The sequence below is a fragment of the Variovorax nitratireducens genome, from assembly GCF_051216545.1.
Classification (GTDB): Bacteria; Pseudomonadota; Gammaproteobacteria; order Burkholderiales; family Burkholderiaceae_C; genus Variovorax.
The window spans coordinates 22913-35862 of sequence record NZ_JBPJZO010000016.1 but is presented as its reverse complement, the minus strand read 5'-3'; the positions used below and the strand labels follow the sequence as shown (position 1 = coordinate 35862).

Below are 12950 nucleotides of genomic sequence, written 5' to 3'. Positions count from 1 at the left end.
CTGCCTTTTGGCTACGGCGCTGTTGCAGATCGTCGAGCCTCCGGTGGCTTTGCGGCGTCCGCATGCGCCGCGATCTGCTTTACCTGCTCATGTCGGAGGATGATGGTTTCGTTGCCGGTCCAGAACGCGCAGTGTGTCGCGCCGCAGATGACTTGCTTGGCCTTGATGGCCATCGGTGTCATGTCGGCTAGAAGCTGAACGTAGTTTCCTTTGCCTTGCGAAAAGCTATCGATCTCTCGTTCAGCCTGTTCCTTGCCTGTGCGGGAAGATAGAACAACCAGCAGCACAAGAAGCAGTGCAATCGCGAACGTACCTAGGGCATAGACATAGATCGTTTCCCCCTTGTCCAGCAGTGCGTTGACCACAGGCGATGGCTTTCTATCGGAACGCAAGTTGCCGACCTTTTTAGTCAGGATCGTTTGCCAGCGCTGGACACGAGGTACGGATGACAGCACCGCAGCAATTAGTACTGCCGCGACAAGGGCCAGCATCGCCAGAAACGCGTACACATAGGGCACAAGTCCAAACGTTACGAGCGCGATGAATCCGGAGAAGAGCAGACGGTCAATCGATGCTGGAAACATCGAGTCGTCAACTCCGAACGCATTCAAGTACCCTTGAAGATAGGTTGCCCCAAAAAGATACAAACCAGCTGAGAGCACGGGTAATACGGTCAGAAGCGTTTTAAGGCGGGAGTCATTCATGACCAGAATTGTGCTGGCGCGGGCGCGTTGCGCTGATACGTTGGTCGTTCATTTAGTGTGAAAGATCAGAATATTCACCGAGAAGCCGGCATAGTTGTCACGGAATCTGTCGCCGCGTTTCGGGTGAACAATTTTTCTTTCACATGAACCGTTCACTCACCGCTTGGTTCGGCACCAGGAACTGGAAGCCCTTCAAGTTCCAGCGCGAGGTGTGGAAGGCGATTGGCGACGGCCACTCGGGCTTGCTGCATGCGACCACGGGCGCGGGCAAGACCTACGCGGTATGGCTCGGCGCGCTGAAGGCGTTCGCCGCGGCACCGAAGGCACCCGCACGCGCCACGGCGAAAAAGGTCGCACCGCCACTCACCGTGCTGTGGATCACCCCGATGCGCGCGCTGGCCGCCGACACCTTGCGTGCGCTCGTGCAGCCGATCGAAACACTCGCGCCGGACTGGTCGGCCGGTGCGCGCAGCGGCGACACCTCCAGCGCCGAACGCAGCGCGCAGAACGCGCGTCTGCCCACCGTCCTCGTCACCACACCCGAGAGCCTGTCGGTGCTGCTTTCGCGGGCCGATGCGAGCGAGGTGCTCGGCACGGTAAAGATGGTCGTGGTCGACGAGTGGCACGAGCTGCTGGGGAACAAGCGCGGCGTTCAGGTGCAGCTGGCGCTGGCGCGGCTGCGGCGCTGGAACCCGGGCCTGTGCGTCTGGGGCATGTCGGCCACGCTCGGCAACCTGCCCGAGGCGATGCGCACCTTGCTTGGCCGGGACGACGGCACGCTGGTCCAGGGCCAGGTGCCGAAGAAGCTGGTGATCGATTCTCTGCTGCCGGGCCGCGCCGAGCGCTTTCCGTGGGGCGGGCACCTCGGGCTCACGATGCTGCCGCAGGTGGTCGACGAGATCGCGACGAGCAGCACCACGCTGGTCTTCACCAACACCCGGTCGCAGTCGGAGATCTGGTACCACGCGATCCTCGAAGCGAAGCCCGAGTGGGCTGGGCTCATCGCGCTGCACCACGGCTCGCTCGACCGCGGCGTGCGGGAGTGGGTCGAGGCAGGCCTGAAGAACGGCGAGCTGCGCGCGGTGGTCTGCACGTCGAGCCTCGATCTCGGCGTGGATTTTCTGCCGGTCGAGCGCGTGCTGCAGATCGGCTCGCCCAAGGGCGTCGCGCGGTTGCTGCAGCGCGCCGGCCGATCGGGCCATGCGCCGGGCCGGCCCTCGCGAATCACGCTCGTGCCGACACACAGCATCGAGATGGTCGAAGGCGCGGCCGCGCGCGATGCGATCGCGGCCGGCCACATCGAGGCGCGCAGCACGCCCGAGCAACCGCTAGACGTGCTGGTGCAGCACCTTGTCACCGTCGCGCTCGGTGGTGGCTTCCGGCCCGAGGATCTTTACGACGAAGTGCGCAGTACCGCGGCCTATGCCCACCTCGGCCGCGAGAGCTGGGAGTGGTGCCTGTCGTTCGTGGCGCAGGGCGGCCCGTCGCTTGCGGCGTACCCCGACTACCGGCGCGCCGTGCCCGATGCCGAAGGCGTGTGGCGCGTGCCCGATGCCCGGCTCGCGCGGCGCCACCGCATGAACATCGGCACCATCGTGAGCGACGCGAGCATGGCGGTGCAGTACGTCGGCGGCGCGAAGCTCGGCACGGTGGAAGAGAGCTTTGCCGCGCGCATGAAACCGGGCGACTGCTTCCTGTTCGGCGGTCGCCTGCTCGAACTCGTGCGAATCCGCGAAATGACTGCCTGGGTGCGGCGCGCGAGCGGCAAGCGCCCGGCCGTGCCGCGCTGGAACGGGGGCCGCATGCCGCTGTCGACCACGCTGGCCGACGCGGTGGTGCAGCAGCTTGCGCTGGCAGGCGCGGGCCGCTACGACTCACCCGAGCTGCAGTGCGTGCGCCCGCTGCTGGAGATACAGCAGCAGTGGTCGGCGCTGCCGACACCGCAAACGCTGCTGGCCGAGTTGCTCAAGACGCGCGAAGGCTGGCACCTTTTTTTGTACCCGTTCGCCGGCCGGCAGGTGCACCTCGGCCTTGCCAGCCTGATAGCCTGGCGCGTTGCACAGCACGCACCGCGCACCTTTTCGATCGCGGTCAACGACTACGGCTTCGAACTGCTGAGCGCCACGGAGGTCGACTGGCCCACGCTGCTGCCGCAGGTGCTGGCGGCGCGCGATGAAGCGACGCTGCTGCACGAGGTGCTGCAAAGCCTGAACGCCGGCGAACTCGCGCAGCGCCGCTTCCGCGAGATCGCACGCGTGTCGGGCCTGGTGTTTCAGGGCTACCCGGGCGAGAAGCGCAGCAACAAGCAACTGCAGGCCTCGTCCTCGCTGTTCTGGGAGGTGTTCCGAAAGTACGACCCGCAGAACAGGCTGCTGCTGCAGGCCGAGGCCGAACTGCTCGCGCAGGAGCTGGAACTCAGCCGCCTGCGCGCGAGCCTGGCGCGCATCAACACGCAGCAACTCGTGATCCAGTCACTGGCAAGGCCCACGCCCTTCGCGTTTCCGCTCATGGTTGAGCTGTTCCGCGAAAAGCTCACCAACGAGAACGTGGCCGACCGCATCGCGCGCATGGTCGAGCAACTGGAGAAGGCCGCAGGCGGCGCGGTGCCGGTCGGCGATGCAGAAGCCGTCAGAAGCACGCTGGCGTTCGGGCAAGAGGGCGACTCGGAGCGCGGCGGTGCGCGCTCGGCGGGCAAGCCACGGCGGAAGCGCAAGCCCTCGCGGCCGTTGCCGCCGCTGTGAGCGTTTCAACCGGCTCCGTTCGCCTTCACCCACCGCACGATGTCCGCCGCGCTCATCGCCCCGGCCTGCCGCGCCACCTCGCGCCCGCCGCGGAACAGCGCCAGCGTCGGAATGCTGCGGATGTTGAAGCGTGCGCCCAGCGCGGGCAGCGCCTCGGTGTCGACCTTGGCCAGCCGCACCTGCGGTTCCAGCTGCGCCGCAGCCTGCTCGTAGCCCGGCGCCATCTGGCGGCAGGGGCCGCACCAGGGCGCCCAGAAGTCGACCAGCACCGGGATCTCGTTGCGCGCGATGTGGCGGTCGAAGGTCGCTTCGTCGGCCAGCGCGGTGGAGTGACCGGCGAACAGCGGGCGGTGGCAGCTGCCGCAATCGGGCGCGCTGCCCAGCTGCGCCGCGCGCACGCGGTTGGTGGTGTGGCAGTGCGGGCAGACGATGTGCAGCAGCGAAGGCGATTCGGTCATTCGAAAGAACTGGGGCTGGCCGGGGCGGATTGCAAGGTGGTCGCCGCAGTCGCCGCAGCCGCAGTCGCCGCAGCTGTCGCCGCGACGCGATCCGCAATCCACGCCTGAAACTGCCGCTCGGCCTGCAGCTTGAATTCGTTGCGCATGCGGTTGCAGACGGCATGTGCCAGCCGCCGGTGCTTCGGCTTGCGGATGCTGCCGAGCGGGGCATCGAGCAGGTGCTCGATGGTGGCCGAATCGGGCTGGCTGCGCGGCTCCGAAAAATCCATCGGCAGGCCACACCAGTGGCAATTGCCGCCAAAAGAAGACTTCAGTGCTTGCACGCTCATGGGCCGTATGTTCGCCGATGCCAAGACCCCTCTGCCCCGTGGTGGCGCGTCTTTTTTGCGACACTCATGGCCCGTGATGTCCCCGAACCTCCCCACCTCGCCGTTCCCGATCCGTTGGGCGGACGAACTGCTGCACCTGCTGCCCGAGCGCGCGCTCTGGTGGCCCGAGAGCGGGACGTTGTTCGTGGCTGACCTGCACCTTGGCAAGGCGGCCACCTACCGCGCACTCGGCCAGCCGGTGCCGGGCGGCACCACGCTGGAGAACCTGGCGCGGCTCGACGACCTGATCGCACGGCATGCACCGCAACGCATCGTGTTCCTCGGCGACTTTCTGCATGCCGCGCAGGCGCGCACGGTGCTCGTCGCGGTCGAAGCCTGGCGCGCACGCCATGCCGGCATCGCGATGACGCTGGTGCGCGGCAACCACGACAGCCGCGCCGGCGACCCGCCCGCGTCGCTCGCCATCGACGTGGTCGACGAGCCGTATCTGCTCGGCCCGTTCGCCTGCTGCCACCACCCGCAGACGCACCCCACGCACTTCGTGCTGGCCGGCCATCTGCATCCGGTGTGCCGGCTCTACGGCCGTGGCCGCGACAGCCTGCGGCTGCCCTGCTTCGTGAGCGAGCCGGGCCAGGCGATCCTGCCGGCCTTCGGAGAATTCACCGGTGGCTGGCCCATGGAGCCCGCGCCTGGCCGACAATTCCATGGTGTCGGCGGTGCGGCTGTCTGGGCGCTGCCGGCGTCCCTCCCTTGAACCCGCGTTTCTATTTCGCATGCCGCTCACCGATCCTTCCCTTGCCACGTCCGATCTGCGGGAGCGCGCCGCCAGGCTGCTGATGGCGGCCGCGCCGTCGACGCACATGAGCCTGGCCGAGGCCACGATCGTGGTCAACCTGATGGAGCCCGCCTTCGTCAGCATCGGCACCGTGCTGATGGAAGAGGGCGAGGCCGAAGATACCGACTACATGGCGCTGGTGCTCGAAGGCGAAGTCCGCGCCGAGAGCGCGGGCGGCATTCCGGGCGAGGAGGTCGTCATCTCGGTGCTCGGGCCGGGCAGCCTGATCGGCGAGATGGGCATGCTCGACGGCTCGCCGCGCTCGGCCACCTGCACCGCTTTGACCGACCTCAAGATCGCGACCTTGTCGGGCGCCATGCTGCTGGCCTTGATCGACACGCAGCCTTCCGCGGCGGCACGCCTGCTGCTGGGCATTTCGGTGGCGCTGTCGGCCCGCCTGCGCGAAAGCAACCGCCGCCTGCGCGCCCTGTCGAACGTGAGCCGCGCGGTGCGGCTCGAGCTGGACGCGACGCACGCGGTCAACCGGCGCCTGCTCGATCGCTAAATTCCCGTTTCGCTCGTCTCAGTCGTTCCGGCCGCCTTTCGCAGGTGCAGCGCGCGGTGGTTGCACAGCGCAGGCGGTACGTTCACGGCACGCTCACAGCACGACAGGTGCGTCGGGCAGCTCGTTGCGGTTGTTGCTGCCTTCGGTCGCGGGGAAGTGCGTGACCAGCAGGGCCGATACCTCCTCGAGCGCCTGCGTCAGCCCGTCCTCGAAACGGCCTTCATGAAAGGCCGCGCCCATGCGCCGGGCCATGGCGGACCATTCGGCCGCATCGACATGGGCGTCGATGCCGCGGTCGGCCACGATCTCGATCGCGTGCTCGGCCAGCAGCAGGTAGACGAGCACGCCGTTGTTCTGCGCGGTGTCCCACACGCGCAGCTTGCCGAACAGCATGATCGCGCGTTGCCGCGCCGGCGCGTCGCGCCAGAGGTAGGACATCGGCAATCCGGCCTCGACGCAGATGCGGATTTCGCCAGTGTGGCGATGCTCGCTGGCCGCGACGCGCCGCTTGAGCCGCTCCAGCGTGTCGGCCGGCAGCACGCGCCGCACCTGCGCCTCGTCGATCCAGCGATGCCGCCAGATGCGGCCAAGCGTTTTGAAAGAGAACCCGGCCATCGCTACCAGTCCCCCGAGGCGCCACCGCCCCCGAAATCGCCACCACCGCCGGAGCTGAAGCCACCGCCCCCACCGCCCGACGAGCCGCCGCCGAAGCCGCCGCCAAAGCCACCACCGCCGCCGCCAAAACCGCCGCCACCGCGCCCGCCGCCGAGCGAGGGCAGGGCAATGGCGCCTGAGAACAGCGCGAACAGCAGCGCGACGAATCCGGCGATCACGGCCAGCACCACGCTGGCGGTGACGACCATCGCGATCGCGCCAGCGCCAAGGCCGGTGACCAGTGGCCCCAGCTTGTTGCCGAAAATCGAGCGCGCGACGCGGCCGATCACGAGCACGCCGAAGAACAGGAAGATGCCGAGCTCGGCCCAGTCGATGTTGAGATCGCCGAACAGGCCGCCGACACCCTTGCCACTGGCGTCATCACTGACTTCGGGCAGCGCCTCCCCGTTGATGCGCGCGATGAGCTGGTCGGTCGCCGCGCTGAGCCCACCCGCGAAGTCGTTGTTGCGAAAGCGCGGCTTCATCTCGTTGTCGATGATGCGGGCCGCCGCCAGGTCGGGCACCGCGCCTTCGAGTGCCTTGGCAACCTCGATGCGCATCTTGCGGTCGTCCTTGGCCACAATCACCAGCACGCCGTCGCCCACCTCCTTGCGCCCGATCTTCCAGGTGGCGGCGACGCGGTTCGCATAGCTCGCGATGTCTTCCGGCGCCGTGGTCGGCACCATCAGCACCACGATCTGCGAACCCTTCTTCTGCTCGAAACCGGCGAGCTTGGCCTCGAGCACCTGCAACTGCGTTGCATCGAGCGTGCCGGTCTGGTCGATCACGCGGGCCGTGAGCGCCGGCACCGGCAGCACACCCTGCGCGAATGCCGCGGCCGGCACCAGCACGAAAAAGAAGCAGGCCGCCAGCACCCATCGCAAGAAGGCCGCCGCCGAAGGCGCGGCCAGTTCGGGGAACACCGCGGAACCGGCTTTGCCGGGCCGCTGGTGTTGCCCCCGGTGAGGGGGTTGGCGAAGCGACACGAAGTGCGCGCAGACTGGGGGTGAGCCTACTTTTTATTGAAGTCGACGGTAGGCGGCTTGGAGATCTCGGCCTCGTTCTGCACGCTGAAGGTCTGTTTCGCCGGGTAGCCGAAGATCTTGGCAGTCACGTTGGTCGGAAAGCTGCGCGAGAGCACGTTGTACTCCTGCACCGTCTTGATGTAGTTGTTGCGCGCCACGGTGATGCGGTTCTCGGTGCCTTCGAGCGTCACGCGCAGGTCGCGAAACGCCTGGTTGGCCTGCAGCGTCGGATAACGTTCGGCCACCACCATCAGCCGCGACAACGCGCCCGACAACTCACCCTGTGCCTGCTGGAACTTGTTGAACGCCTCGGGGTTGTTCAGCGTCTCGGGCGTGACCTGGATCGACGTGGCCTTCGAGCGCGCCTCGATCACCTTGGTGAGCGTCTCCTGCTCGAAATTGGCCTCGCCCTTAACGCTGGCGACGATGTTCGGCACCAGGTCGGCACGGCGCTGGTACTGGTTCAGCACCTCGCTCCAGGCGGACTTGCTCGCCTCGTCGAGCTTCTGAAAGTCGTTGTATCCGCAGCCCGTCAGCGACAGGGCCAGCACCATCATTCCAAGCCAGCGTTTCATCATCGAGCGATCCTCCTGAGTGCCACAAGGCGGCGAAGTTAGCATAGATGGATGGCGGTCGATCCCTTTCAGGCACTGCAGGCGGCGCAACGCAAGCTGCCGTCCTACACCGGGGCTGCCGCGGCCACTTTGCTGATCGCCGGTGCCACCGGTGCGCTCGGCAACGAACTGTTGCGCCGCATGGCCGGCGCGCAGCGCCATGCCCACACGCTGGTGCTCGCGAAAGAGCCGATCACCGACGGGCTGCGCGGCGTGGAAACGGCCGTCGTGCCGGCCCTGCCGATCGCCCAATGGCCGTTGCTGAAGGCCGATGCGGCGCTGGTGTCGTTCGACCCGCCGCGCCTCTATCACGACCGCGAGCGCGCGCTTTGGACGCCCGCGCCGGCCGACCTGCCCGAACTCGCGCGCTGGCTCAAGGCCTGCGGAGTGCACACGCTGGCGATCGTGCAGCCGCACGCGCAGGGCCGGATGCCCGAGGCACTCAAGCGCGGGCTGGCCAGCCTCGACGAACAGGCCGTGGTGGCGCTCGGCTTCGAGCGCGTGTTGCTGGTGCGATCGGCGCAGAAGCCGGCCGCGCAGCGGTTCGCCAATCCGGCCGAGCGGCTGGCGGCATGGATGCTGTCGATCTTCCGCTTCATGGTGCCGAGCAGCGAGCAGCCGGTGCGCGCGAGCAAGGTGGCCGAGTTCGTCGAACTGGCGCTGCGCACTGCACCGCCCGGCGTGCACATCGCAGCGCCAGAGGTCGTTTGGCAGGCAGCGCAGGGCAACTTGCCGGCAGTGGTGCAGGGCTGGCTCGGCGCGCGGGGTTGATCAGCCGCCGCGCCACTGGGCCAGCAGATCCTGCGACTCCATCACCAGGCCGAGGTGCAGCGACACCATGGTGAGCGCCGCGGCTTCGAGCGCCGCGTCGGTGCCGCGCACCAGATCGCGCAGCACGATCACGCGGTAGTTGTGGTTGTTGGCATCGAACGCGGTGTTGAGCACGCAGCAGTCGGTGAAGCCGCCATCGAGCACCACCGTCGTGATGCGCTGGTTGCGCAGCAAAAAATCCAGATCGGTCGGGTAGAAGGCCGACAGGCGCCGCTTGTTCTCGACCCGCATGTCGCCGGGCTCCACGCGCGTGACCCATTCGGTCCACGGCGAGCCTTCGATCGCGTGCGCATCGGCATTCGGGATCGGGCCCACATGCAGCGGAAAGGTGCGGCGCCAGGCGGATGGAATGCCGCGCACGTCGTCGACCCCATCGGGCCGCAACGTCGACTTCACGTGCACGATGCGGCCGCCGAGTGAGCGCACGGCGTCATGGAACGCATCGATCGGCGCCACCACGTCGCGTGCGCGCGGTGCAGGGCAGGGGCAGTCGGGCGAATCGTCGAGGTGGCCGCGGTGCATGTCGATCGAGATCACCGCCGTGGTGGCCGGGTCGAGGTAGTCGGCGAACTGCGCCGCGTCCAGTTCGCGCGGCTGTTCATAGACGAAGGCGCGCAGGGGCATCGGGCTCATCGGCGTTGTCGGCGTCATCGGCGCTCTTCCCGCAGGTAGGGCTGGCCCAGCGCCCCGGGTTCGCCGTCGCCGCCGCGGCGTGCCACCGCCACCCACACCATCACGGCCAGCGTCACCGCGTAGGGCGTCATCAGCACGAAGTACTGCGGCAGCTGCACGCCGGCGGCGGCGAGTTGCGGAATGAGCGCCTCGATGCAGCCGAACAGCACCGCGCCGGCCAGTGCCTTCCACGGCGACCAGCGCGCGAAGATCACGAGGCCGACCGCAATCCAGCCGCGCCCGCCGGTCATGCCCGCGATCCACAGCTTGGTGCTGACGACCGAGATGTAGGCGCCTGCCAGGCCGACCAGTGCAGCGCCCGCGAGCACGGCCGCAAAGCGCCATGCCGTCACGCTGATGCCGGCTGCATCGGCCGCCTGCGGGTTCTCGCCGACCGCGCGCAGGCGCAGGCCGGCGCTGGTGCGCGTGAGATACCAGACCACACCAATGAAGATCGGCAGCGTGAGGTAAACCACAATGTTCTGCGCGAACAACCGGCCGACCAGCGGCAACCCGGACAGGGGCCACAGCGGGATCGCACTGAAGCTCGTGACCGCGACGTTGGTCCAGCCGAACAGCGTCCCCATGAGACTGGTGAGCCCCTGGCAGAAGAACACCAGCGCGAGCCCGGCGATCACCTGGTTCACGCGCAGCACGATCACCATCACCGCAAACAGCAGCGACACGCCGCTGGCCGCCAGCATCGCGATCACCAGCGAGATGCCCGGCTGCCCCAGCACGATCTGCGCGCCGATGCCGGCCAGCGCGCCGACCAGCATCAGCCCCTCGGCGCCGAGTGACAGCACGCCCGCGCGTTCGGTGAGGATCAGGCCCAGCGCGGCCAGTGCGTAAGGCACGGCGAAGTCCGGCGCGTTGCCGAGCCAGTTGGTGGCGATGGCGAAGGCGTTCATCGGACGTTGCGGATGCGGTGGCGGATGAAGAAGTCCGACGATGCCACGCAGATCACCACGATCGCCTGGATCAGCTGCACCATCGAGAACGGGATTTGATAGAAAACCTGCAGGTTCCGTCCGGCCACGAACAAGGCCGCCACCAGCACCGCGACCACGGTTGCCGCCAGCGGGTTGTTGCGCGCAAGGAAGGCGATAAGGATGCCGGAGAAGCCGTAACCCGCATGGAAGGCCTGCGTCAGCCGGCCTTCCTGGCCCGCCACGACGACGAAGCCGGCAATGCCCGAGAGCGCGCCCGACAGCAGCACCGCTGACAGGATCATCCGCCGCACCGGCACGCCCACGGCATCGGCCATGCGCGCATTGGCATCGACGAAGCGCAGGTACAGCCCGGCGCGGCTGACGCCGACGAACCACCAGGCCAGCAGTGCCACGCACAGCGCCAGCCCGATGGCGGCGGTGCTGACATTGCCGAACCATTCCGGCAAGCGCTCGAAGGCGCGGAACTGCGGCGAGTACGGAAACGAATCCTTCGGGTCTTTCCAGGCCCCGTACACCAGGTGCAGCAGGAAGTTGCCCGCAATGTAGTTGAGCATGAGTGACGAGATGATCTCGTTCACGCCCAGCCTGAGCTTGAGCAACGCCGGCGCCAGCGCCCAGAGCAGGCCGAACGCGATCGCCATGGCCAGCATCAACGGCAGGCGCAGCGCGGGCGGGCCGAGGTCGAAGAAGGAGATCGCCGTCGCGCCGATCGCGCCCCAGATCATCTGGCCCTCGAGCCCCAGGTTCCAGAAGCGTGCGCGGAACGCCAGCGACGCCGCGATGCCGACCAGGATCATCGGCGCGGCCTGGAACAGCACGGCCTGCAGGCTCTGTTTGTCGAACAGCGTCTGCAGCACGAATTCGTTGAGCAGTTCGTTGGCGGGCACGCCGGCCGCCACCAGGATCGCGGCCGAGATGCCCATGCCAATGGCGAGCGACACGGCCAGGATCAGTGCCTGCCGGGACCAGGCCATCTGCTGGCGGATTTCAAGCGCGAAACGGCGGCTGGCCAGCGGTCGGGCCTGCGCGGTGGGCTCCTTGCCGGAAACACCGCGGCTCCGGCTTTGCCGGGCCGCTGGTGCTGCCGCCTGCAGGGGGGTGGGGTTCATCTGCTCACCATCGCTTGCCCTATTACCTGCCGATCGGCCGGCTGTTCGAATTCGGCCACGATGCGCCCGCGCGCCATCACGCCCACGCGATCCGCCAGGGCCAGCACTTCATCGAGGTCTTCGCTGATCAGCAGCACTGCGGCGCCCGCATCGCGCGCGGCCAGCAGCCGCGCATGCACCTCGGCACTGGCGCGCACGTCGAGGCCGCGGCTCGGGCTGTGCGCCAGCACGATGCGCGGCGTGCGGCCGAACTCGCGCGCAAGCACCAGCTTCTGTGCGTTGCCGCCGGACAGCAGCGCGGCCTTCTGGTCGAGCTGGCGCACGCCCTGCACGTCGAACGCCGCGACGGCCGTCTTCGCATCGGCTTCCATCTGCTTCGTGTCGAGCCGCCACGGCGAACCGTAGCGCCCGTCATGCACCTGGCCGATGCCGAAGTTCTCGGCCACCGACAGGGCGCCCGCCAGTGCAATGCCATAGCGATCCGCCGGGATGGCCGCGAACTGCAGCGCACGGCGCCCGGAAGTGGTGGCGGCCCGCAGGTCGCCGAAATCCTGCAGCGTGATGCTGCCTTCGATCGCGGGGTCGAGCCCCATCAGCGCCGCGGACAGCTCGCTTTGCCCGTTGCCGCCGACACCGGCCAGGCCGTATATCTCGCCGGCATGCAGCGTGAGGTCGACGCCACCGAGCGCCGGGCGGCCGGCGGCCGGGGCCGAGCGCAGCCCGCGAACCGTGAGCCGCGCCTCGCCGGCCGGCGTGCGCGTGCGCTGCCCGCCGCCGGCCAGCGCGATCGATTCGCCGACCGTGAGCTGCACCAGCTCCGCGATCGCCACTGTTCGGGGATCGACCGTCCGGACCGTGCGGCCGCCGCGCATCACGGTCACGCGGTCGGCCCAGGTCTTTACGTCGGCCATCTTGTGCGTGACCAGCACCACCGCAGCGCCATTGCGCGAGAGCGCATGCACGGTCGACAGCAGGCGCTCGGCCTCCTGGTCGGTCAGCACGGCGGTCGGTTCGTCGAGGATCAGGATGCGCGCGCCGGCCAGCAGCACCTTCAGGATCTCGACGCGCTGCTGCTCGGCGATCGACAGGCGCTCGGTGCGCTGCCGCGGATCGATGTCGAAGCCCAGCGCCGCGGCCTTGGCGCGGATCTCGGCCTCTAGCGTGCCGAGCCGCTTGCGATGGCTGCCCTCGCCAGTGGCGAGCGGATGGCCCAGCATGATGTTCTCGGCCACGGTGAACGGCTTCACCAGCTTGAAGTGCTGGTGCACCATGCCGATGTGGTGGCGCGCCGCGTCGCGCGGGCCGCTGAACTGCACCGGGTTGTCGTCGACCAGGATCTGGCCGGCCTCGGGCGCGTAGAGCCCGGCCGCGATGTTCATCAGCGACGACTTGCCCGCGCCGTTCTCGCCGAGCAGCGCATGCACCTCGCCCCGGCGCACGCTGAAGTCCGCATCGATCAGCGCCTTGAAGCCGTCGAAGGACTTGCCGATGCCCGTCAGTTGGAGTGCGGTCGCCATCCC

Annotated in this window: 14 protein-coding genes; 4 read left to right on the top strand and 10 right to left on the bottom strand. The window is 68.1% G+C overall.

The features are described from left to right. Positions 1-11 precede the first annotated feature (11 nt). On the bottom strand, positions 12-704 hold the full coding sequence (locus ACSFA8_RS25320) for a hypothetical protein (protein WP_435482230.1): 693 nt from the start codon (positions 702-704) through the stop codon (positions 12-14). A 143-nt stretch (positions 705-847) separates the two neighbouring features. Between ACSFA8_RS25320 and ACSFA8_RS25315 the strand changes: the two genes are divergently transcribed. Beyond that, positions 848-3445: a ligase-associated DNA damage response DEXH box helicase gene (locus ACSFA8_RS25315; RefSeq protein ID WP_435482229.1), complete on the top strand. Its 2598-nt coding sequence runs from the start codon at positions 848-850 to the stop codon at positions 3443-3445. A gap of 5 nt (positions 3446-3450) precedes the next feature. Here the strand turns inward: ACSFA8_RS25315 and trxC are convergent, their stop codons facing one another. Together trxC and ACSFA8_RS25305 are read right to left on the bottom strand one after the other, a co-directional pair. Next, on the bottom strand, positions 3451-3903 hold the full coding sequence (gene trxC / locus ACSFA8_RS25310; protein ID WP_435482228.1) for a thioredoxin TrxC: 453 nt from the start codon (positions 3901-3903) through the stop codon (positions 3451-3453). Further along, entirely contained in the window at positions 3900-4232 is a 333-nt protein-coding gene (locus ACSFA8_RS25305) for a hypothetical protein (protein ID WP_435482227.1), read from the bottom strand. Before ACSFA8_RS25305 ends, trxC begins: the two co-directional genes overlap by 4 nt. A gap of 76 nt (positions 4233-4308) precedes the next feature. Between ACSFA8_RS25305 and pdeM the strand changes: the two genes are divergently transcribed. Both pdeM and ACSFA8_RS25295 read left to right on the top strand, forming a co-directional pair. Next, positions 4309-4986 carry a ligase-associated DNA damage response endonuclease PdeM gene (pdeM, locus tag ACSFA8_RS25300; protein ID WP_435482226.1) on the top strand — a complete coding sequence of 226 codons (678 nt, stop codon included), beginning with the start codon at positions 4309-4311 and terminating at the stop codon, positions 4984-4986. A 19-nt stretch (positions 4987-5005) separates the two neighbouring features. Next, the gene (locus ACSFA8_RS25295; RefSeq protein ID WP_435482225.1) at positions 5006-5572 is read left to right on the top strand and encodes a cyclic nucleotide-binding domain-containing protein; all 567 of its coding nucleotides are present in this window, start codon (positions 5006-5008) and stop codon (positions 5570-5572) included. A 93-nt stretch (positions 5573-5665) separates the two neighbouring features. Here ACSFA8_RS25295 and ACSFA8_RS25290 read toward each other — a convergent pair whose 3' ends face one another. The 3 genes from ACSFA8_RS25290 to ACSFA8_RS25280 form a co-directional block, all read right to left on the bottom strand. Next, positions 5666-6187: a TPM domain-containing protein gene (locus ACSFA8_RS25290; protein WP_435482224.1), complete on the bottom strand. Its 522-nt coding sequence runs from the start codon at positions 6185-6187 to the stop codon at positions 5666-5668. A gap of 2 nt (positions 6188-6189) precedes the next feature. Beyond that, positions 6190-7149, bottom strand: coding sequence for a TPM domain-containing protein (locus ACSFA8_RS25285; RefSeq protein WP_435482223.1), 960 nt, complete (start codon positions 7147-7149; stop codon positions 6190-6192). An 89-nt stretch (positions 7150-7238) separates the two neighbouring features. Then, positions 7239-7826, bottom strand: a complete 588-nt coding sequence (locus tag ACSFA8_RS25280; RefSeq protein ID WP_435482278.1) for a LemA family protein — start codon at positions 7824-7826, stop codon at positions 7239-7241. A 51-nt stretch (positions 7827-7877) separates the two neighbouring features. Between ACSFA8_RS25280 and ACSFA8_RS25275 the strand changes: the two genes are divergently transcribed. Next, a complete protein-coding gene (locus ACSFA8_RS25275; protein WP_435482222.1) occupies positions 7878-8636 on the top strand; it encodes a hypothetical protein in 759 nt (252 codons plus the stop codon). Here the strand turns inward: ACSFA8_RS25275 and ACSFA8_RS25270 are convergent, their stop codons facing one another. From ACSFA8_RS25270 to ACSFA8_RS25255, 4 genes are read right to left on the bottom strand one after another with little or no spacing between them, the layout of a single operon-like run. Continuing rightward, positions 8637-9314: a cysteine hydrolase family protein gene (locus ACSFA8_RS25270; RefSeq protein ID WP_435482277.1), complete on the bottom strand. Its 678-nt coding sequence runs from the start codon at positions 9312-9314 to the stop codon at positions 8637-8639. 29 nt (positions 9315-9343) lie between these two features. Then, the gene (locus ACSFA8_RS25265) at positions 9344-10279 is read right to left on the bottom strand and encodes an ABC transporter permease (protein WP_435482221.1); all 936 of its coding nucleotides are present in this window, start codon (positions 10277-10279) and stop codon (positions 9344-9346) included. Next, positions 10276-11430, bottom strand: coding sequence for an ABC transporter permease (locus tag ACSFA8_RS25260; RefSeq protein WP_435482220.1), 1155 nt, complete (start codon positions 11428-11430; stop codon positions 10276-10278). Before ACSFA8_RS25260 ends, ACSFA8_RS25265 begins: the two co-directional genes overlap by 4 nt. Further along, positions 11427-12947 carry an ABC transporter ATP-binding protein gene (locus ACSFA8_RS25255; protein WP_435482219.1) on the bottom strand — a complete coding sequence of 507 codons (1521 nt, stop codon included), beginning with the start codon at positions 12945-12947 and terminating at the stop codon, positions 11427-11429. Before ACSFA8_RS25255 ends, ACSFA8_RS25260 begins: the two co-directional genes overlap by 4 nt. Positions 12948-12950 lie beyond the last annotated feature (3 nt).